Source organism: Parvibaculum sp. (genome assembly GCF_002684405.1).
In the GTDB taxonomy this organism is placed as follows: domain Bacteria; phylum Pseudomonadota; class Alphaproteobacteria; order Parvibaculales; family Parvibaculaceae; genus Parvibaculum.
Genome location: NZ_NYVD01000107.1, coordinates 37,726 through 56,556, shown reverse-complemented (window position 1 = coordinate 56,556; position 18,831 = coordinate 37,726). Strand labels below are relative to the sequence as shown.

Sequence of the window (18,831 nt, the reverse complement as noted above, 5' to 3'; positions counted from 1 at the left end):
GGCAGGCGGACGCGGAAGATCGAGCCCCTGCCCTCCTCGCTTTCGACTTCGATGCGGCCGCCCATCGCGGTGACGAGGCGGCGCGTGATGGCGAGGCCGAGGCCCGTCCCCTCGAAGCGCCGCGCATGCCCTTCCTCGCCTTGCGCAAACTCCTCGAAGATGCGGTCCAGCGCCAGCGGGCTCATGCCGATCCCGGTATCCTCGATTTCCAGAACGATACCGTCCTCATGATCCGCGCGATGGAGGCGCAGCGCCACGCCGCCCTCTTCGGTGAACTTGATCGCATTGCCCGCAAGGTTCAGCAGGATCTGCCGGATGCGCGGCTCGTCGCCTTCCAGCGTGCGCGAAACGGCGGGCGAAATCTCGGTGACGATTTCGAGCCCCTTTTCATAGGCGCGCGGCGCCAGAAGCTCGGCCACGCTTTCAAGCGCGGCGGAGGCGTCGAAAGGCGCGGGATGGAGCGTGACCTTGCCCGCCTCGATTTTCGAATAGTCGAGAATATCGTTGATGATCGCCAACAGCGCCTCCCCGGAGCTGCGAACCGCATCCGCGTAGGACCGCTGGGCGGGGTCGAGTTTGGTGGAGAGCAGAAGATCCGTCATGCCGATAACGCCGTTCATGGGCGTCCGGATTTCATGGCTCATCGTGGCAAGGAACAGGCTCTTGGCGCGGCTTGCGTCCTTGGCCTCGTCGAGCGCCTCGGCAAGGCGCTGTTCCACTTCCTTGCGGTCCTCGATGTCACGGCCGACCAGCTGTACTTCGCTGAGAGATCCGGCCTCGTCGCGGATCGTCGTTTCCTCCCAGACGAACCAACGCGGGCCGTGAGCGGTCATGACTTTCTGGTCGTAGCGGACGCGTTGCCCGGTCGCGCCCAACCCGGCCAGCGCGCCCAGCATGCGGGGGCTTTCGCCCTCGGGCAGTTCGGGCATGAAGGGGCGGCCGATGGTTTCGGCACGTGTGAGATCGAAGGTTTCGCAGAACACGTCGTTCACATAGGAGACGCGCCCTTCGAGATCCTTGCGGATGATGACGTCACCCTGGGTGCGCACGAGGTCGCGGTAGCGGGCCTCGCGTTCGGCCAGTTCCCAGTTCTCGTCGCGCAGCTTTTCGATCCGCGCCTCAAGGTCGTCCACCTTGTCGGCATGGGCGCGTGCGCGCGCTGCGGCACGACGCCAGACTTCGGCCCCCAGCAGCAGCACGACGGCCAGGCCGAGCAGCAAAAGCGGCATGTTATCGGGAGAGGAGAAGACCATTGGGCACCCGGTTGAAAAGCAACATCACTCGAAATGTCGCAGAAGCCTGCGCCGAACAGGCTTTCAATCCGGTTAGGAATGATGGTTAACGGTCGTAAAATGCGCCGATTTGGCTCAACCGGTCCAGGAACGCCCGCCAAACTCACTCACGCGGCGGCGCCGAGACTGGTTTACGCGGCTGCGCCGAGGCGGGCCCCGACAGGCTCGCGATAAGAGAGCGCCTCCGCGATATGAAGGCGCGTGATGCCCCGGGCACCCTCGAGATCGGCGAGCGTCCGAGCGACACGAATGACGCGGTGATAACCGCGCGCGGTGAGCCCCATGCGCTCCGCGGCCTCCGTCAGCAGGGTCCGGCCTGCATCGTCGGGCGTGGCGATTTTCTCCAGCAATTCGCCTTCGGCATGCGCGTTGAGGCTCAGATGTTTCGCGCCCAGCGACGCGAAGCGGTCGGCCTGCACGTCCCGCGCCCGGGCAACGCGGGCCGCGACCTCCGCCGAGCCTTCAGCGGGCGGCGGCAGAGAGAGGTCGGCGGCCGAAACCGGCGGCACTTCCACATGAATGTCGAAGCGGTCGAGCAGGGGTCCGGAGAGCTTGGCCTGATAATCCGCCACGCAGCGCGGCACCCGCGGGCAGGCGCGGGCGGCATCGCCCGCATGGCCGCAGCGGCACGGGTTCATCGCCGCGACGAGCTGGAAGCGGGCGGGATAGCTGACATGCGCATTGACGCGGGAGACGACGGCCTCGCCGGTTTCGAGGGGCTGGCGCAGCGAATCCAGCACCTGACGGGGAAATTCGGGCAGTTCGTCCAGAAAGAGCACGCCACGATGAGCGAGCGAGACCTCGCCGGGCTTTGCCCGCAGACCGCCGCCGATCAGCGCGGGCATGGAGGCGGAATGATGCGGCGCGCGATAGGGCCTGCGCCTGCCCATGCCGTGGGTCATGAGTTCGCCGGCAATGGAGGCGATCATGGAAACTTCCAGCATTTCACGCGGGGAGAGATGCGGCAGGATGCCGGGCAGGCGCGCGGCCAGCATGGACTTGCCGGAGCCGGGCGGGCCGACCATCAACATGTTATGGCCGCCGGCGGCGGCCAGTTCCAGCGCGCGCTTGGCGGAGGCCTGGCCCTTGATGTCGCGCAGGTCCGGCGCATTGGGCTCTTCGGCGGCCTTCATCGGGGCCGGTTCGGACAGGATCTGCGTTCCCTTGACGTGGTTCACGAGCTGGATGATGGAGCGCGGCGCGAGGACGCCGCCGGGATTGTCGCCATCCATGCCGGCCCAGGCCGCTTCCGGGCCGCAGGCTTCCGGACAGATGAGACCGCGCCCGCGCGCATTGGCCGCCATGGCGGCGGGCAGCGCGCCGGCGACCGCGTTCACCGCGCCGTCGAGCGACAATTCGCCGATGACCACGAATTTTTCCATTTCCTGCGCCGGCAGAACGCCCATGGCGACGAGCAGGCCCAGCGCAATGGGGAGGTCGTAATGCGAGCCTTCCTTGGGCAGGTCGGCGGGTGCGAGATTGACGGTGATGCGCTTGGGCGGAAGCCCCAGGCCGATGGCCGACAGCGCGGCGCGGACGCGCTCGCGGCTTTCGCCCACCGCCTTGTCGGCAAGACCCACAATGGTGAAGGCCGGCATGCCGCCCGCGATCTGCACCTGCACGTCGACGGGGCGCGCATCCACGCCCTGAAAAGCCACCGTCTCGATATGCGCAACCATGAAAAGCCCCCACCCGCCCTGATCGATCGCCCGGTTCGGCGCTCGACGTCCGGTTATGGAGAAAGCTTCGCGTGAATCAGCTGTTTCAGTCAAGAACGAAAAGGGAACCTGTCAACAGGACAGCTCGCACCCCTCACTACCCGTGGCGCCGCCTCCCTATCCACGTCACCGCAAAGGGCAAGGCGGAAAGGATCGTGAGCGCCGCAACAAAGAACAGGCCAAGCCCCCAAAAACGGTCATAGGGCATTAGTCCTGCGATGATGAAAACCAGGGCGGCATAAACGACAAGGGAAACAAAGAATATCCTCTTCTTTGTCGTGTACTTGTTCCTCAGATCCGTCGCGATCAGGAAATATCCGGAAGCGACAAGCAAGACAAAAGCGATCGACAAGACCGCCACTGCCTCCAGTATTTCCGAAGCCGGGGCGCTGAAAATGTCGGCACCTTCAACATCGAAGAAGAGGGACAGAAGAATTGCCGAAAGAAGATAGACGGCGTACCCGACAATTGTCGCCAGAAGGAACGCCGCATGACTCGTCCGGGAACTCCCGTCAAAGAAGGAGACCGTCCGCGCGCCCTTGCGAACGCCACCTTGCCGAAGCGACTGCGCGCCGGCAAAAACGATGAATGCGAAACCGGCGAGAGGGATCAGCCAGTACGGTCCATAATCCCTCGCCAATGTCTTTCTCGGTTTTTCGGGTTTCTCGGCTTCGGCGGGAGCCGCCTTTTCCTTGATGGCAAACGGTTCGGATACTTTCACCTTTTTGCCAAGAAGGGACGCCAGCTCTGCGCCCACTTCATTTGCGGCTTCGGGTGAGTTGAAATAAAGATTAAAAGAACTCAGCCTTAATTTATAGGATCGTTTTTCCGTTGTTTTAAAAGACTTCGCACAATCACTACGCTTTTCACATCTGATGTCAATTCGGTAACATTCGTTTTGTCGGGCAAAATCCAAGGAAACAGCTTCTTCCAGACGAACCGAATGCATGTCACCCGTCGATGTTACCTTGTTTTTTTTATTACTATAATACTGCCGACCCTTGACTTGTATTTCCCCATTCTTCGTAACCCGGACAGCGCCCCTCGGATGTTTCATGACGAAGAAGCCTCCGTCACAGACCGAGCCCGACAAATGTTTCCGCAGCAGGGAGTCCAGTCGCTGGAGCGCATTCGGAGGAAATACCGGCTCCTTCTTGGCTTCTACTGCCGCTTCCTGCGTGCTTTTGAACGGGATTACCTTGTCGGATTTGTAGGACGGAATATTGACGTGCTCTCGCACCATATGATTGGTGCCGAACCCCATGGGCTCATAGCGATAGCCGAAAGATGATTTTATGTAGTCCGTGAGTTTCGAACTTCTGGAGCTTTTCCTGCGAAACGAATATCGAAACTTCTTTTTCGGGGCGACGTGCCAGCCATCCAGCCATTTGCTCCCGCCTCCCCCTTTCATGCTGTAGACCACGTAGCCGCCGCGCTTCTTGAACGCGAAAACGACCTGTTCGTTGACGCCGTAAAAAGCCTGGTGGAACTCGCCGGCTTTGAGCTTGATCCACCCTTTCGCTTCCCAGTCGCGCCAGCCAAACATCGCCAGGCGGCGTGTTGCCATCGTGTAGGAAATGTCCTCGTTACCGGTGTTCTTGAAAGTAATATAGAAAGTGTCTGCTCTGGATATCGAGCTATTTAGAAAAAGACACGAAAACAAAACAGAAAGCAGAACTATTATTCTCATAACACACCTTGACAATGATGGTCCGTCGCAATCCTCAGAACTCAGGACGAGGCAACAGGACGGCGATTTTACGCGCGCCCCTGAAATGACTGAATGAGCGGTTTGAGAACCTACGGCGCGGATCTGCGCCTTGATGGGCCGCGCTTTGACGCCCCTGAAAATCCATCGTTCCGACATGCGCAACCGTGGAAAGTCCCCGCCTGCCTCTACCCTCGCCCGATATCCTGTTATGGAGAAAGGCTCGCGTGAAAGAGAGGTTTCAGTCAAGAACGAAAAGGATCCCTACGGACGATCCGGGAGGACGAATATTTGAGGCTTGTCGATACCCCGCCACGGTGTCATTTGTGGATGCTCCGATCGAGAAAGGTTTTTCTTCATGCCGATCCGCCACGCTACTTTGATGGCAATTATGTTGTCATTCTTTGTCATCTCCCCCGCATCGGCGGAGCAGATCGGCGATGTGGGCTATTACCGGGTGGCGCATGTAGCCGATGACGACATGCTCATGGTGCGTGCAAAGCCTTCGGCGGCGGCCGACCAGATAGGCAGTTTCGGTCCGCATGCCAAACCGATCGAGGTTTTCGAAACGGATCACGGCTGGGCCCGCGTCTCGGCAAACGGTCGCACTGGCTGGGTCTCCATGGCCTATCTCGCTCCCTATGCGCCACGGATGAACAAGACGCTCAACCTTCCGGAGGGGTTCCAGTGCTGGGGCACGGAGCCGTTCTGGTCGGCCAAGTTTTCCGAGAGCGAGGTAATTCTCTCCGGTGTGGAAACCATATCGGGCGACACGCTCGCCATCGATAGCGCGTCCGGCGCCCCCTGGAAGGGAAGCATCAGCCTGGACAACGGAACCGGGAAAGCCATCATACACGCCACCAGAAGCTGTTCCGACGGGATGAGCGATGCGCGCTATGGATGGAAAGTCTCCCTGACTTTTCGCCAGACACCCCCCGATTCCCGCACGAGCCTCTCCTACCGCATAGTTCGCGGCTGCTGCCGCGTTCCGCCGAAAGATCAGTGACCCGCCTCACGCGCCGGTGATTTCGCCCCCTGTGACCGGCGTCCAGATTTCCTGCCACCGCCCCACCTTTTCATCCCGGCCGAGCTGCTGCGGCGAGACCGTCCGACGTGCGCCGAACGCGACGTCTCCGTCGATGCAGCGGACATTCACCGTGCCGATGGTTTGTCCTGCATCCTCGAAGATCGCGCCGACATAGACGCCGCAATCGCGGCAGATGAGACATTCCACGGCGCCGGAGCCCTGCCGGTAGCGGGAGAGCGCGTCCTCGCCCTTCACGCGAAAGGTGAGGCTGCCTTTCGGGTCGGAGATATAGGCAGCGTCATGCTTCACGCAGAAGGAACAGTCGCAGGCGCGGGGATGATAGTCGGCGGGCGCGATCGCGGTTTCGAAACGGAGCGACAGCCGCCCGCAATGACAGCTTCCGTTGAGAACATGCCGGCCAGTCATTCGTACCTCCCGCTCACTGCGCCCCGATCACCGCATCCTTCGCAAGCCAGGGCGCGAGATCCTTCCAGGGCGTCGTTACCGTGTGGTCGCCCATGGCATAAGGGCCGACCGAATAGACGGGGAAATTGACGCCCAGCCCCTCGCGCGTCACGACCCAGTTTTTCGGATCGCCGACCATCTCCGCAATCGTCTCCTCCGCGCCGTCGAACAGGCCGTTATCTTCACCGACAATCTTGTGGAGGCCATCGAGCGCGCGCCGGGCGAGCGTTTTCTGCCAACCGTCTTTTTCGGCGAAGATATCCTTCACCTGCAGCGGACGCGCCTCGTCGAGGCGATAATTCAGATGCTTTGCCGCGCCGAAGCCATGGGCCGCACCGACATGAAACTCCCAGCGGAAGATATCGAGGCTTGCGAAATTCTCCGTCGCCTCGTTGAGCTTGAACCAGGTGGAGCGCTGCACCTCGCCATCGAACCCGTTCCAGAGGTCGGACTGCTTGGCGACAAGCGCGTTGAAGGCTCGTTCGCCGTCGCTTGCCGGCTTGTCGATGGCGAAGCTCACATCCTCGCGATACCGCATCTGGTTGGCGCCGGGCATTTCCTCCTCGCCCTTTTTCTCGGGCGCGATGAATGTCCACTCATCCAGCGTCAGGAAAGTGCGGCCCGCTTTTTCCGTCACCGTGTGGCTGAGAAATTTCAGCCGCTCGCGGTACCAGGGTTTCAGACATGCCGCCTGCTTCTTCACATCTTTCTGCGGGCAGGCCTTGTCGAGAAAGCGCAGCCATGAAACCTGGCTGTCGCGCAGCTCTTTAACGGCGTCTGCGGAGATGCGCGCCCGGGCGCCTGCGTAGAGCGCGGCCATGATCTCGTCATCCGCCGAGAGATCGTCGGTCTTGCAGATCGCCATTTCGCGCGGGCCGGACGCCTTGTCGCAATCGAAGCTCGCGGCGTGCGCCGATCCGGCCGTCAGAAAGAGTGCCGCCAGAATGGCCACCATGCCCGTCGCGTATTTCATGTCATCCCTCTCGTCTGTCTCAGCTGCGCGCCAGCATAAGGTCGGAGGCGGCCAGCTCATATGCCTTGCCGAACCCGCCATTGAGGCTGCCGCGCAAAGGCGTCAGGCGGAAAAAGGCAAAGTCGGGAAAATCGATATAGAGCTTCGACTTCGGATGCCGGGCGAGCCAGCGCTCGCGCAGCCTGCGATGGACATCGCTGTCGCGGTCCACGCGCAATGCTTCCGCGATCACCGTGAGGCGCGGATGGGTCAACGGATCGCCTTTTGCTTCCTTGATCATGCCGGGCTCGCCGACCAGCAGCGAGCAGCGCTTGTCCGCCTCGATGGCGGGCGTATGCGCGGCCAGTTTCGAGGTCAGGATCGCGGGCACGCCGTCTTCGTCCAGCGCCAGCGCCACACGGCTTGCCAGCGGATGGCCGGTTGCCGGGTCGAGAACGGCTATCGCCGCATAGTCGGCCCGTGCAAGCAGCGCATGGGCAAGCGCGCGGGCCTCGTCGTCGGTGGGTTGAAGGATGTCTTCTTTCTTCTTTGCCGCTTCGCTCATGCCGCCTGTTCCGTTCCCTTTACGCTGTTCGCTACCCGGCGAGACTTACGCCGACGAGACTACCGATACCATAGGTGACGCCCGCCGCCGCGAAGCCGATGGCAAGCTGGCGGAAGGCGGAGAAGAGCGCGCCGCGCCCGGTGAAAAGCGAGGTGCCGGCGCCGATCACCGCCAACGCCACACCCGCCGAGGCCAAGCTGGCCAACAACGCCGACCAGCCGGAGAAAAAGAAGTAGGGAGCGACGGGAAAGATCGCGCCGATGGAGAAAAGCAGGAAGGAGGTGCCCGCGGCACCCCAGGCGGATCCGCCCAGTTCGTTCGGGTCGATGCCGAGTTCCTCGCGTACGAGCGTGTCGAGCGCGGTGTCCTTGTCCGACAAGAGCTTGTCGGCCAGCGCGCGCGCTTCGGCCTCCGACAGTCCCTTGGCCTGATAGATAAGGACGAGTTCCTCTTTCTCTTCCTCCGGCACTTCTTCCAGTTCCATCGCTTCGGTGCGGATCTGCTTCTGGTAAAGCTCGCGCGAGGAATTGACCGACAGCCATTCGCCCATCGCCATGGAGCAGGCGCCTGCGACGAGACCGGCAAGACCCGTCAGCAGGATGGTCGCATTACCCACTGCCGCACCCGCCACGCCCATCACCAGGGAGAGGTTGGAGACGAGCCCGTCATTCGCGCCCAGCACGGCGGCACGCAGCGCATTGCCGCCCATCGCGCGGTGACGGCCTTCGAGGCGCGCAATCGTGCCGCCTTCCATCCCCGATCGCGGGTTCGCAATCGCGGAGAGGATGCGCGCATGGCTGCGTTCGGCGTCCGGCAGACCGCCGGCCACGGCTTCGGGCTGCTTGTCGTAAACGCCGCTATCGGCCTGTTCGAGCGTGTTGATGACGGGCAGCACGAAAGCCGGACCGAAGCGCCGCGCCAGAAACGCCAGCGCCCGGGTGCGGAAGCCCGGTTTCAACGATGGGATGCGCGCGCCCAGACGCCCGAGCTGCTTCTTCCAGTATTCGGCATGGCTCTCTTCCACGGCCGCGAGACGGCGATAGACCTCGGCAAGCTTCGGGTCGGACTCGACCTCCGCCAGGGCGCGATAAAGGCTCGCACCGTCGATCTCTCCTTGCAGGTTTTCTAGGTAACGCTCGGTGTTTTTGGCGTCCATCTTCACTCCGCCTGCATGGAGGTCTGCTTCCGTGCCGTTTCGACCTCGTCCATCACGCGCAGGATATTGCCGCCCCAGAGCTTTGCAATCTCGGCTTCCGAATAACCGTGCCGCACGAGTTCCAGTGTGACGTTGAAGGTCTCGCCCGCATCGCGCCAGCCCTGAATGCCGCCGCCGCCCTGAAAGTCCGACGCAATGCCGACATGGTCGATGCCGACAAGCTTCACCGCATAATCGATATGGTCGACCAGATCGGAGACGGTGGCGCGGGGATATTTCGCGTCGAGCCCGTCGGAGATTTTCTGGAACTCGGCTTTCGTTTCATCGCTCGCATTGAAGAAGGCTTCAAGGCTCGTCAGGCCCAGGCGTTTCGCCGCCTCTCCCCGTGCCTTGTGTTTTGCCTTTGGCACTTCGTGCAGATAGTCGTCGAATGCGACGATCTGGATGACGCCGCCCTTCGCGGCCAGCGCCTTCATGGTCTCATCGTCCATGTTGCGCGGATGTGCGCGCAGCGCATAGACGGAAGAATGCGACGCGATGACGGGTGCACGCGACAGTGCGATTGCGGCGAGCGTGGTCGATTTCGCCGCATGGCTGACATCCACCATGATGCCGAGATCGTTGCAGCGACGAACCACGGCCTCGCCCATCGGGCTCAGCCCGTGATGCTCGCCGCCTTCGTCATTCGGCTTGTCGCCGAGGCTTTCCTTCGGCTGCGCGCTGTCGGCAAGATCGTTATGGCCATTGTGAACGAGGCCGAAATAGCGCGCACCGAGTTCGTAATAGACATCGAGAAGCTCCGGATGGTGATCCACCACAAAGCCGTTCTCGATGCCGATCAGCGCGATCTTCCTGCCCTCATCGTTGAGACGGCGCACATCGGCGGCGCTGGTGGCCAGCCCGATACGATCCGTATCCTGATCGTCCGTCATGCGGTGGATGGCGGCGAACTTCGCAAAGGCCTTGGAAATGGCGGCGGACTCGCCTGCCGGATCGCGCTTCGTCTGCGGCACATAGACGATGAAGAAAACGCCGTCGAGGCCACCCTTCTCCATCTTGGGAATATCGACCAGCACAGGCGGCGCATTGTCCTTGCCGGGATCGTAGGCGGGGGAGGCAAAACTCGTCGGAATGTCGACATGGGTATCGATGGCGATAACGCGATCATGGATCGCCTGCGCCCTGTCACGCAGAGCCGCGTCGTCATCCGCACGCACGGGCATCGCCGCGCCCAGCAGGACAACCGCTCCCAAAACGAAACCGCTTATCGCCTTCCCACACATGACATGCCTTTCCCGCCTTGCTGCAAGCAGGTCAGTCTAGAGTGTGAGAGCCAAATGGGAAATGTCAGCTCTTGCGCGCCTCGATCGCGTCCCAGACCAGCGCGGAGAGATTGGCGTTGTCGAAGCGGTCGATTTCCTGGATGCCGGTGGGCGAGGTCACGTTGATCTCGGTGAGGTACTCGCCGATCACGTCGATGCCGACAAAGATGAGGCCGCGTTTTTTCAGTTCCGGGCCGATGGCGTCGCAGATTTCGCGCTCGCGCGGCGTAAGCGACCATTTCTCGGCAACGCCGCCCACATGCATGTTCGACCGCGCTTCGCCCTCTGCCGGGATGCGGTTGATGGCCCCCACGGGTTCGCCTTCCACGAGAATGATGCGCTTGTCGCCCTGCCGCACTTCCGGGAGATATTTCTGCACGATCACCGGTTCGCGGTTCATCTGGCCGAACATTTCCAGCAGCGAGTTCAGGTTCTGGTCCTCTTCGGTCAGGCGGAAAACGCCCGCGCCGCCATTGCCGAAAAGCGGCTTCACGATGATGTCCTTGAATTCCTCTCGGAAGGCACGGATTTCGCCGGGATCGCGGGTAATGAGCGTCGGCGGCAGGAGGCCCTTGAAGCGGACCGCGAAGAGTTTTTCCGGGGCGTTGCGCACTTCAGCCGGGTCGTTCACCACGAGCGTCTTCGGATGCACCGTCTCCAGCATATGAGTAAGGGTGATGTAGCTCATATCGAAGGGCGGATCCTGGCGCATCAGCACCACATCGATGTCGTCGAGAAAGCGTTTCTCGCCGCTTCCCAGCGTCGAATGATTACCGACCTCGCGCCGCAGCGTCATGGGCCGCATATGGGCAAAGACGCGCCCGTCGCGCATGGAAAGCTCATGCGGCTCGTAATAGAAAAGCTCGTGGCCGCGCGCCTGCGCCTCCAGCCCCAGCGCGAAGGTGCTATCGGCATTGATGTTGATGGCGTGGATCGGATCCATCTGGATCGCGACGGAGAGGGGTCTGCGGGCGGTCATCGGCATTCCTTGGAGCGGGTCGTCATATCAATCGCGTGAAGATGGGGCTTCCGGCGGGAAAAGACCAGAGGTGGCTTGCAAGCGCCGGCCGCGGGCGCAATATAGGCGCATGCTTGAAGATAATATCGCCTTTGCCGCCACCTGCCTTGCCGGTTATTTCGCCATCGCCAATCCGATCGCGAACACACCGGTCTTCATTGCCTTGACGGCCGGCGACAGCCGCCGGGTGAAGCTGCAGATCGCCCGGCAAAGCGTTCTCATTTCCCTGGCCGTGGTCGTGCTTTTCAGCGTGGCGGGCAAGCTCATTTTCGAGCTTTTCGGCGTCACGATCGCCGCGTTGCGCATTACAGGCGGCATTCTGGTGGCGATCATCGGCTTTCAGATGCTGCAGGGTCATTCCTCTTCCGCCCATGTGCCGGAAGAGGTGGAGGATGAAGAAGTTCCCGCCGATGTCATGGAAGCGCAGCTCTCCGTTGCCGTGTCGCCGCTCGCCGTACCGATGATCGCCGGCCCCGGCACGATCGCCACGGCGGTCGGCTTCTCCGCTCATCCGGGCTTCCTGTCGAGCATCATTTCCATCAGCGCCTTCGCCGTCATTGCCGCCATCACATATTTCTCTTTCCAGCAGGCGCGGCGCATCGTCCATTACATGGGCACGACGAATCTCACCGTCGTCACACGGCTGATGGGACTGATCGTGGCGACCATCGGCGTCGAAATGGCGATGACGGGTCTCGATGAGGCGCTCATCAAATATATGGATACGATCCGCAGCCTGCCCCTGCCGCCGCCGACCGGCTAAGCGTCGCAAGGTCAGTTGAGGCGGGGCTTCAACTCGCGCAGGGCCTGTTCCGCCATCTCCGCGATACGGTCTTCGCCAAGATCGACGGCCTTTTCGTAGCAGGAGGCGAAAGCGTCGATGGCGGCACCCATGCGTCCGTCATGCACTTCGAGGCGGCCCAGCTCAAAGAGGAGGCCCGCGCGCTCAGGCGCGATCCAGATCATGCGGGTCACCACATCGCGCGCCCGGGCGAAATCATTGCTGCGCACGGCACGCATCAGAATGTTGTTCTGGAGCCTCAGCAGAATGTCGCGCGGCGAGACTTCCGCATAGGCATCCGGCGAGAGGGCGGCGTCGGGGCCTTCCACCTGCCGGATCATCGAGAGAAGATCGGCGCTGGTCAGAAGCTGGCCGCCATTGAACGGGTCGACAATCGCCGCGTCGCGCGGACCGCTTCCTTCCGTTCTCAGCCGCAGCACGAAATGGCCGGGGAAGTTGAGCCCGGCCAGGTCGAGCCCCAGACGCGCCGCCACATGAAGCCAGACGATGCCCAGCGCCACGGGCAGGCCCTTGCGCCGGTCGATCACCTCCATGAGGTTTGCATTGCGCGGATCGTCATATGTCTCCGCATCGCCGCGATAGCCGTGAAGGCCCGAAATGACGCCGCCCAGAAGCTCGGCGAGTTCATGCGCGTCGCATTGGGAGGCACGGTCCATTGCCTCGCGGACCGCGCCGCAAAGAAGCGCCAGATGGTCCCGGTAATTGCCCAGGGACAGATCCGGCCGGTCGCAGGCCGCCAGCAGCAGCGCGGTTTCGGCAATATCGATATCGCCCTCCCCGGCCGTGCCCACCGCGCGCAGTCGGCGTTCGATTTCATCGTCGGTTTGCTGAAGAGGCCGTCCCATGCCCGGTATCATGGCGCGGCGGGAACGAGATGCGCAAGGCGCGGCTCGCCCGGATGGCGTCAATCGCGCCAGGCGTCGGGCAGATGGCGCGGCCAGCCGCCCGGAAAACCGAAGGGCAAGGGCGAGGGCGTGACCAGCACGAGGTCGAAGCGCATATCGCAGCCCGCAAGGTCCGGTCGGAGCGCGAATAGTTGTTCTCCCGCCCGCCAGAGCCGCGCCTGCTGGTGCGGCCGCAGGGCTTCGCGTGCCGCGCCCTCCCCCGTCCTGGCCTTCACTTCGACGATGGCGAGCGTTCTGCCGCGTCGCGCGAGAATATCGATCTCGCCCGCGCGGGTCTTGAGGCGGCGCTCCAGAATCCGGTAGCCCTTGAGGCGCAGCAAAAGCGCGGCGAGCGCCTCGGCGCGCAGCCCTCTGGCATGGGACGCCTTGCCCCTCACCTGTCGCTCGAGGGTCTTTCGGGCCCGGATGCCGCCGCGGCGCTTGCGTTCCACCTCATTGCTCTTTGGAAAGGTCGAGGGCGCGCTGATAGACCTCGCGCCTCGGCAAGCCGGTAATCGAGACGACTTCTGCCACAGCGTCCTTGAGGCTCGTCCGGCGCAGCGCGTTCTCGATCATCGCATCGACCTCATGGGCGCAGAGCGCGGCGCGTGGCGCGGGCGGTCCGACCACGATCACGATCTCGCCTTTGGGCGCGCCGGCTTCCGCGTAATGCTGCGCAATATCGGCCAGCGTGCCCTTGCGCACTTCCTCGAATTTCTTGGTGAGTTCCCGGGCGACCGCCACCTCGCGCTCGCCCAGCAAGTCGGCCATATCGGCCAGCACGGCGGCCAGCCGGTTGGCGCTTTCCAGAAATACCATGGTCGAGGGAATCGTGGAAAGCTCGGTCAGGTCCTTGCGCCTTGCCTCCTGTTTTGCAGGCAGGAAGCCGCCGAAAAAGAATCGGTCCGTGGGCAGGCCTGCCAGCACCAGCGCGGCCAGAAGCGACGAGGCGCCGGGCAGCGCCGTCACGTTGAACCCTTCATCCAGCGCCTCGCGCACCAGCTTGAAACCGGGGTCGGAGACCATCGGCGTCCCGGCGTCGGAAACCAGCGCGATCGCCTCCCCCGCGCCCAGCCGTTTCAGGACGCGCGGGCGCATTTCCTCGGCATTATGGTCGTGATAGGGTGCGGTTTTCGCCTGAATATTATGAATGGCGAAAAGCTTCGACGTCACCCGCGTATCCTCGCACAGCACGAGATCGGCGCGGGACAGAACGTCCAGCGCGCGCAGGGTAATGTCGGAGGCATTGCCGATGGGCGTCGCCGTCACGTAGAGGCCGGGCTCCAGGCGGCCCGTTACGGTCGTTTTTCCGGTCATGATGCGCAGACCATGCGCCCGCCATATTTGTTTGGCAATTGGTTGCGGTTAGAACACGCTGCGTTTGTTTACTTGAGGGGCGGCGCAGCCTAGGCTTTCCGCACTGCAAATCCGGCAGGACATATCCCGTGCATTTCAAGATTTCCGCTTATCTTTCTTCCGCCCGACACGCCTTGCGTCCGGCCCTGTTCGTTCTCGGCGCCCTCGCTCTGGCGGGCTGCAGCGGCACCCCCAAGCCGGTGGCGCAGGCCCCTGTCCAGCCGCAACCGCAGGTACAGCAGCCCGTCCAGCAACAGCCCGAGCATCTGGTCGAACGCAATCCGGCGAACTATTACAGCCCGCCCTTCCTGCCGCCCAATGCGAACCCGGTGCGCATCGCGGTCATCCTGCCCTTCAACAATTCGCGCGCGCAGGATCTGGCGAATGCGCTCTATAACGCCGCACAGCTCGCGCTTTTCGAGTTCGATCGGCCGAATGTGCTGATGATGCCCAAGGCGACCGACGGCTCGGCCGGCAGCGCCGAACGGGCCGCGCGTCAGGCGCTCGAAGAAGGCGCGGACATCATTCTGGGGCCGCTCTTTTCCGCCGAAGTACAGGCGGTGAAACCGCTTGCCGCCGATACGCATGTGCCGGTGCTGGCCTTCTCCTCCGATCTCGATGTGGCGGGCGACGGCGTGCACCTGCTCTCTTTCCCGCCCTCGCTCGAGGTCGACCGGATCGTCGATTACACGGTCCTGCAGGGCAAGACGCGCTTTGCCGCGCTCTATCCGCAATCCGCTTTCGGGGATCGTGTCCGGACCGCCTTCAATCAGGCCGTGGCCGCGCGGGCCGGCACCGTGGTCGCCAGCGCCGTCTATCCGCGAAATGCGCAAGGCATGTATGCGCCGGTCAAGCAGATCGCCCGGGCCTATGATGGCGGCAACGGGTTCGACGCGGTCTTCATGCCCGAGGGCGGCTCGGTCATCAAATCGCTGGCGCCGCTTCTGCCCTATAACGATGTCGATCCGCGACAGGTCCAGTTCATCGGCACCGGCCAGTGGGATGATCCCTCGCTCACCCGCGAGCCACCGCTGCAGGGGGGGCTTTTCGCCGCGCCGCCGCTGGAAGCGCATAAACGGTTCGTAGAGCGGTATCGCCGGGCCTATGGCGCCACCCCGCCCCGGCTCGCGAGCCTTGCCTATGACGCGGCAGGGCTTGCCATCGCGCTTTCCGCGCGGGGCGGCGGCAACCCCTATTCGGAAGATGTGCTGACGGATCCGGAAGGCTTTTCCGGCGTCGATGGCGTGTTCCGCTTCCTGCCCGATGGCGGGATCGAACGCGGGCTCGCCGTGATGCAGATCACGGCCTCGGGCCTCAAGCAGGTCGATCCGGCCCCGACAGGTTTTGCCCCTGCCCCGGCGTTCTGAACGATGGGTTTCCGGCTCTACACCTTCTTCCGAAACTCGGCGGGCCACCGTGTCCGCACGGTGCTCAATCTCAAGGGGATCGAGTACGACTACGTCTCTATCGACACGCGGCCGCCGAAAGAAGCCCATCTTTCGCCGGAATATCTCAAGATCAATCCGCTGGGTCTGATCCCGGCGCTCGACCATGACGGGACGATCCTCACCCAGTCGATGGCAATCCTGGAATACCTGGAAGAGCTTTATCCAGCGCCTTCCATTCTGCCGAGCGATCCGGCAATCCGCGCGCAGGCCCGGGCCTTTGCCAATACGGTGGCAGGCGAAATGCACGCGCTGCTCAATCTGAGCATCTTCAAATTTCTCGGCACGGATCTGGCGCTGCCACCACAGGCACAGGCCGACTGGTACAAGCGCTGGGCCGTTCGCGGGTGCCACGCGCTGGAGGAGATGCTGAAAGACGCTCCCGATACGCGCTTTGCCTATGCCGACTATCCCACGGTCGCGGACATCGCACTGGTGCCGCAATATGGCAATCTCCGCCGTATGAATGTCGATCTGACGCCCTATCCACGGCTCGCGGAGATCGTCGAACGCTGCGAGACGCTTCCCGCGTTCCAGAAAGCCGCGCCCGAAGCCCAGCCCGACTACGAAGAAGGCTAGGCCAGCAATTCGCCCAGCAGCGCGTCCAGCACCATGCGGCCTTCCGGCGTCGCGATGAGGCGGGTGTCGTTGCCGCGCTGCTCGCGACCGATCAGATGCTGCGCTTCCAGCCGGGCAAGCCTTTCTTCGGGAAGCGCCCTGCCGGTCAGCGCCTCGTAGCGGGCGAGCGAGACGCCCTCTTCCAGCCTGAGGCCCATCAGGACCATCTCGTCGCCCTGCCCCGACGGGCTCACCTCTTCGGTGCCCTGCGTGCCGTCGCCCGTCTCTTCCACCGCCTCGATCCAGTCGCCGGGCATGCGGCGCGCCGTGGTGGCGATCCGCTTGCCGTTCAGGCTCAACCGGCCATGCGCGCCGGGGCCGACGCCGACATAATCGCCATATCGCCAATAGACGAGATTATGGGCGCATTCCGCGCCGGGCACGGCGTAGTTCGAGACCTCATAGGCCGCCATCCCCTTTTCTGCACAGATATCCGCGGTCAGCGCATAAAGCGCCGCCGCCGCTTCCTCGTCCGGCAGGCGGAAGGCCCCCTTTTCATACAGGCGTTCGAAGGCCGTCCCTTCCTCGATGGTGAGCTGGTAGAGCGAGAGGTGGTCGGCCGCATGGGACAGCGCCTCCCGCAACTCGGTTGTCCAACTCTGCGGTGTCTGGCCGGGGCGCGCATAAATAAGGTCGAATGACAGACGTGGAAAAATCTCACGGGCCAGCGCAATGGCGGCCATCGCCTCCTGCGCGCTGTGAAGCCGCCCGAGGAATTTCAGCTGCTCATCATCGAGGGACTGCACGCCCAGCGACAGGCGGTTGATGCCCGCCGCCCGGTATCCACGGAAATTTTCGGCCTCCACGCTGGTCGGATTGGCCTCCAGCGTCGCCTCCACGCCCTGCGGCACATGCCAGAGCCGGGCGATGGTCTCCATCACCGTTCCCACCGTCTCCGGCGTCATGAGGGACGGCGTGCCGCCGCCGAAAAAGATCGAGGTCACCTCGCGCGGACCCGTCAGCTCGCGGTAGCGGGCAAGCTCGCCCGCCAGCGCGCGGGCCCAGCGGGGCTGGTCGATATGCGCGACGACATGGGAATTGAAATCGCAATAGGGACATTTGGCCTGGCAGAAAGGCCAATGCACATAGATGCCGAAACCGGGCTCATTGTCCGGCGCTATGTCAGATACTTTGTTGTCACTTTTTGAAGCAGGCATCCACGAGCTGCCGGAATGCGTCGGCGCGATGGGACATGGCGTGTTTTTTCGCCGGGTCCATCTCGCCGAAAGTGATGTCATGCCCCTTGGGCACGAACATGGGATCGTAACCGAAGCCCTTGTCGCCACGCGGCGGCCAGACGACCTCGCCGTCCACCCGGCCCTCGAAATACGCCACATGCCCGTCCGGCCAGGCGAGCGCCAGGCCGCAGACGAACCAGGCCGAGGTATCATGCGTGCCCGCTTCGAGGATCGACACACGCAGCTTCTCCATGGCGAAGCCGAAATCCTTTTTCGGCCCTGCCCAGCGCGCGGAATAGATGCCTGGCGCGCCGTTCAGCACCCCCACGCAAAGGCCGGAATCATCGGCCAGCGCGGGAAGGTCCGCGGCTTTCGCGGCGGCCAGCGCCTTCAGCTCGGCGTTTTCGCGGAAGGTCGTGCCGGTTTCCTCCGGCTCGGGCAGGTCCAGCTCGCCCGCCGAAATCGTTTCGATGCCGAAGGGGGCGAGCAAATCGGCGATTTCGCGGACCTTGCCCGGATTATGGCTGGCGACAACCAGCTTGCCGTTTTGCTCGAATGTCCGCGTCATTTAAGCGATCGCCTTTTTCTGCGCCTCGACGAGATCGGCGATCGCGGTGCGGGCGAGGGTCAGGAGGGAGGTGAATTCCTCATCCGAGAAGGGCTCGCCTTCCGCCGTGCCCTGGATTTCGCAGATACCGCCCTTGCCCGTCATCACGAAATTCGCATCGGTATCGGCAGTGGAATCCTCGGCATAATCCAGATCGACAACTGAGTTGCCGTTATAGATGCCACAGGAGATGGCCGCCACGTGATCCTTAAGCACGGGCGCGGAAATCATGTCGCGGGCCTTCATCCACTGGATGCACTGATGCAGGGCCACCCAGCCGCCGGTGATGGAGGCGGTGCGCGTGCCGCCATCGGCCTGGATCACGTCGCAATCGACCGTGATCTGGCGTTCGCCCAGCGAGCGCAGATCCACCACGGCGCGCAGCGAGCGCCCGATCAGGCGCTGGATTTCCAGCGTCCGGCCCGACTGCTTGCCGGCATTTGCCTCGCGGCGCATGCGCTCATGGGTGGAGCGGGGCAGCATGCCGTATTCCGCCGTCACCCAGCCTTCGCCGCGGCCCTTCAGCCAGGGCGGAATGCGCTCTTCGAGCGAGGCGGTGCACAGCACATGCGTGTCGCCGAAGCGTACCAGGCAGGAGCCCTCGGCGTGTTTGGCGATGCCGGGCTCGAAGCTCACAGCGCGCATTTCGTTCGGCGATCGGCCGGAAGGTCGCATGGGTCAGGTCCGTTTCTGTTGTCTTGTCCGCATTTTTCGTGTC

The 18,831-nt window shown here is 63.0% G+C and carries 18 protein-coding genes and 1 pseudogene; 4 read left to right on the top strand and 15 right to left on the bottom strand.

The genetic code is table 11. From position 1 onward, the window contains the following. From CMI59_RS10115 to CMI59_RS10105, 3 genes are all read right to left on the bottom strand, one after another. On the bottom strand, window positions 1-1,229 hold a 1,229-nt coding region (locus CMI59_RS10115), incomplete at its 3' end, for an ATP-binding protein (RefSeq protein WP_293328013.1). A gap of 194 nt (window positions 1,230-1,423) precedes the next feature. After that, the gene (locus CMI59_RS10110; protein ID WP_293328010.1) at window positions 1,424-2,971 is read right to left on the bottom strand and encodes a YifB family Mg chelatase-like AAA ATPase; all 1,548 of its coding nucleotides are present in this window, start codon (window positions 2,969-2,971) and stop codon (window positions 1,424-1,426) included. A 136-nt stretch (window positions 2,972-3,107) separates the two neighbouring features. Beyond that, complete coding sequence (locus tag CMI59_RS10105; protein WP_293328007.1) at window positions 3,108-4,577, bottom strand: hypothetical protein; 1,470 nt, start codon at window positions 4,575-4,577, stop codon at window positions 3,108-3,110. Window positions 4,578-5,109: 532 nt separating this feature from the next. Here CMI59_RS10105 and CMI59_RS10100 point away from each other — a divergent pair. Further along, window positions 5,110-5,724: an SH3 domain-containing protein gene (locus CMI59_RS10100; RefSeq protein WP_293328004.1), complete on the top strand. Its 615-nt coding sequence runs from the start codon at window positions 5,110-5,112 to the stop codon at window positions 5,722-5,724. Between the two features lie 6 nt (window positions 5,725-5,730). On the opposite strand, the gene CMI59_RS10095 is transcribed toward CMI59_RS10100, so the two are convergent. The 6 genes and pseudogenes from CMI59_RS10095 to gshB all read right to left on the bottom strand — a co-directional run bounded on the left by CMI59_RS10095 (window position 5,731) and on the right by gshB (window position 11,184). Further along, complete coding sequence (locus CMI59_RS10095) at window positions 5,731-6,171, bottom strand: hypothetical protein (protein WP_293328001.1); 441 nt, start codon at window positions 6,169-6,171, stop codon at window positions 5,731-5,733. 13 nt (window positions 6,172-6,184) lie between these two features. After that, window positions 6,185-7,183 (bottom strand): DUF3298 domain-containing protein, encoded by a 999-nt coding sequence (locus CMI59_RS10090; protein ID WP_293327998.1) that lies wholly within the window; start codon window positions 7,181-7,183, stop codon window positions 6,185-6,187. A 28-nt stretch (window positions 7,184-7,211) separates the two neighbouring features. Then, window positions 7,212-7,727 (bottom strand): annotated as a pseudogene (locus CMI59_RS10085) (pyridoxamine 5'-phosphate oxidase family protein); the annotation flags it as partial. A gap of 31 nt (window positions 7,728-7,758) precedes the next feature. Further along, on the bottom strand, window positions 7,759-8,883 hold the full coding sequence (locus CMI59_RS10080) for a VIT1/CCC1 family protein (RefSeq protein ID WP_293327993.1): 1,125 nt from the start codon (window positions 8,881-8,883) through the stop codon (window positions 7,759-7,761). A gap of 2 nt (window positions 8,884-8,885) precedes the next feature. Further along, complete coding sequence (locus CMI59_RS10075; protein ID WP_293327990.1) at window positions 8,886-10,166, bottom strand: dipeptidase; 1,281 nt, start codon at window positions 10,164-10,166, stop codon at window positions 8,886-8,888. Window positions 10,167-10,230: 64 nt separating this feature from the next. Further along, window positions 10,231-11,184, bottom strand: a complete 954-nt coding sequence (gshB, locus tag CMI59_RS10070; RefSeq protein WP_293327987.1) for a glutathione synthase — start codon at window positions 11,182-11,184, stop codon at window positions 10,231-10,233. Window positions 11,185-11,293: 109 nt separating this feature from the next. Here gshB and CMI59_RS10065 point away from each other — a divergent pair, with 109 nt between their 5' ends. Continuing rightward, complete coding sequence (locus tag CMI59_RS10065) at window positions 11,294-11,986, top strand: MarC family protein (RefSeq protein WP_293327984.1); 693 nt, start codon at window positions 11,294-11,296, stop codon at window positions 11,984-11,986. A gap of 11 nt (window positions 11,987-11,997) precedes the next feature. On the opposite strand, the gene CMI59_RS10060 is transcribed toward CMI59_RS10065, so the two are convergent. Genes CMI59_RS10060 through rsmI form a run of 3 tightly spaced genes read right to left on the bottom strand, consistent with a single transcriptional unit; the run spans window position 11,998 to window position 14,226 of the window. After that, window positions 11,998-12,870, bottom strand: coding sequence for a transglutaminase-like domain-containing protein (locus CMI59_RS10060; protein WP_293327981.1), 873 nt, complete (start codon window positions 12,868-12,870; stop codon window positions 11,998-12,000). Between the two features lie 59 nt (window positions 12,871-12,929). After that, entirely contained in the window at window positions 12,930-13,361 is a 432-nt protein-coding gene (locus CMI59_RS10055) for a YraN family protein (RefSeq protein WP_293327978.1), read from the bottom strand. Between the two features lies 1 nt (window position 13,362). After that, entirely contained in the window at window positions 13,363-14,226 is an 864-nt protein-coding gene (gene rsmI, locus CMI59_RS10050) for a 16S rRNA (cytidine(1402)-2'-O)-methyltransferase (RefSeq protein ID WP_293327975.1), read from the bottom strand. A gap of 128 nt (window positions 14,227-14,354) precedes the next feature. Here rsmI and CMI59_RS10045 point away from each other — a divergent pair, with 128 nt between their 5' ends. Together CMI59_RS10045 and maiA are read left to right on the top strand one after the other, a co-directional pair. Further along, window positions 14,355-15,632: a penicillin-binding protein activator gene (locus CMI59_RS10045; RefSeq protein WP_293327972.1), complete on the top strand. Its 1,278-nt coding sequence runs from the start codon at window positions 14,355-14,357 to the stop codon at window positions 15,630-15,632. A 3-nt stretch (window positions 15,633-15,635) separates the two neighbouring features. Continuing rightward, a complete protein-coding gene (maiA, locus tag CMI59_RS10040) occupies window positions 15,636-16,289 on the top strand; it encodes a maleylacetoacetate isomerase (RefSeq protein ID WP_293327970.1) in 654 nt (217 codons plus the stop codon). On the opposite strand, the gene hemW is transcribed toward maiA, so the two are convergent. The 3 genes from hemW to rph are packed head-to-tail and all read right to left on the bottom strand — an operon-like array spanning window position 16,286 to window position 18,788. Continuing rightward, window positions 16,286-17,485, bottom strand: a complete 1,200-nt coding sequence (gene hemW / locus CMI59_RS10035; protein ID WP_293327967.1) for a radical SAM family heme chaperone HemW — start codon at window positions 17,483-17,485, stop codon at window positions 16,286-16,288. The genes maiA and hemW overlap by 4 nt on opposite strands. After that, complete coding sequence (rdgB, locus tag CMI59_RS10030) at window positions 17,466-18,074, bottom strand: RdgB/HAM1 family non-canonical purine NTP pyrophosphatase (protein WP_293327964.1); 609 nt, start codon at window positions 18,072-18,074, stop codon at window positions 17,466-17,468. The genes hemW and rdgB overlap by 20 nt, the downstream gene beginning before the upstream one ends. After that, window positions 18,075-18,788 (bottom strand): ribonuclease PH, encoded by a 714-nt coding sequence (gene rph, locus CMI59_RS10025; RefSeq protein ID WP_293327961.1) that lies wholly within the window; start codon window positions 18,786-18,788, stop codon window positions 18,075-18,077. Window positions 18,789-18,831: the final 43 nt, after the last annotated feature.

Bases quoted from the DNA above. Each gene is read 5' to 3' on its own strand.
- CMI59_RS10110 (WP_293328010.1), bottom strand. From the start codon at position 2,971: ATGGTTGCGCATATCGAGACGGTGGCTTTTCAGGGCGTGGATGCGCGC.
- CMI59_RS10105 (WP_293328007.1), bottom strand. From the start codon at position 4,577: ATGGCAACACGCCGCCTGGCGATGTTTGGCTGGCGCGACTGGGAAGCG.
- CMI59_RS10100 (WP_293328004.1), top strand. From the start codon at position 5,110: ATGTTGTCATTCTTTGTCATCTCCCCCGCATCGGCGGAGCAGATCGGC.
- CMI59_RS10095 (WP_293328001.1), bottom strand. From the start codon at position 6,171: ATGACTGGCCGGCATGTTCTCAACGGAAGCTGTCATTGCGGGCGGCTG.
- CMI59_RS10090 (WP_293327998.1), bottom strand. From the start codon at position 7,183: ATGAAATACGCGACGGGCATGGTGGCCATTCTGGCGGCACTCTTTCTG.
- CMI59_RS10080 (WP_293327993.1), bottom strand. From the start codon at position 8,883: ATGGACGCCAAAAACACCGAGCGTTACCTAGAAAACCTGCAAGGAGAG.
- CMI59_RS10075 (WP_293327990.1), bottom strand. From the start codon at position 10,166: ATGTGTGGGAAGGCGATAAGCGGTTTCGTTTTGGGAGCGGTTGTCCTG.
- gshB (WP_293327987.1), bottom strand. From the start codon at position 11,184: ATGACCGCCCGCAGACCCCTCTCCGTCGCGATCCAGATGGATCCGATC.
- CMI59_RS10065 (WP_293327984.1), top strand. From the start codon at position 11,294: ATGCTTGAAGATAATATCGCCTTTGCCGCCACCTGCCTTGCCGGTTAT.
- CMI59_RS10060 (WP_293327981.1), bottom strand. From the start codon at position 12,870: ATGGGACGGCCTCTTCAGCAAACCGACGATGAAATCGAACGCCGACTG.
- rsmI (WP_293327975.1), bottom strand. From the start codon at position 14,226: ATGACCGGAAAAACGACCGTAACGGGCCGCCTGGAGCCCGGCCTCTAC.
- maiA (WP_293327970.1), top strand. From the start codon at position 15,636: ATGGGTTTCCGGCTCTACACCTTCTTCCGAAACTCGGCGGGCCACCGT.
- hemW (WP_293327967.1), bottom strand. From the start codon at position 17,485: ATGCCTGCTTCAAAAAGTGACAACAAAGTATCTGACATAGCGCCGGAC.
- rdgB (WP_293327964.1), bottom strand. From the start codon at position 18,074: ATGACGCGGACATTCGAGCAAAACGGCAAGCTGGTTGTCGCCAGCCAT.
- rph (WP_293327961.1), bottom strand. From the start codon at position 18,788: ATGCGACCTTCCGGCCGATCGCCGAACGAAATGCGCGCTGTGAGCTTC.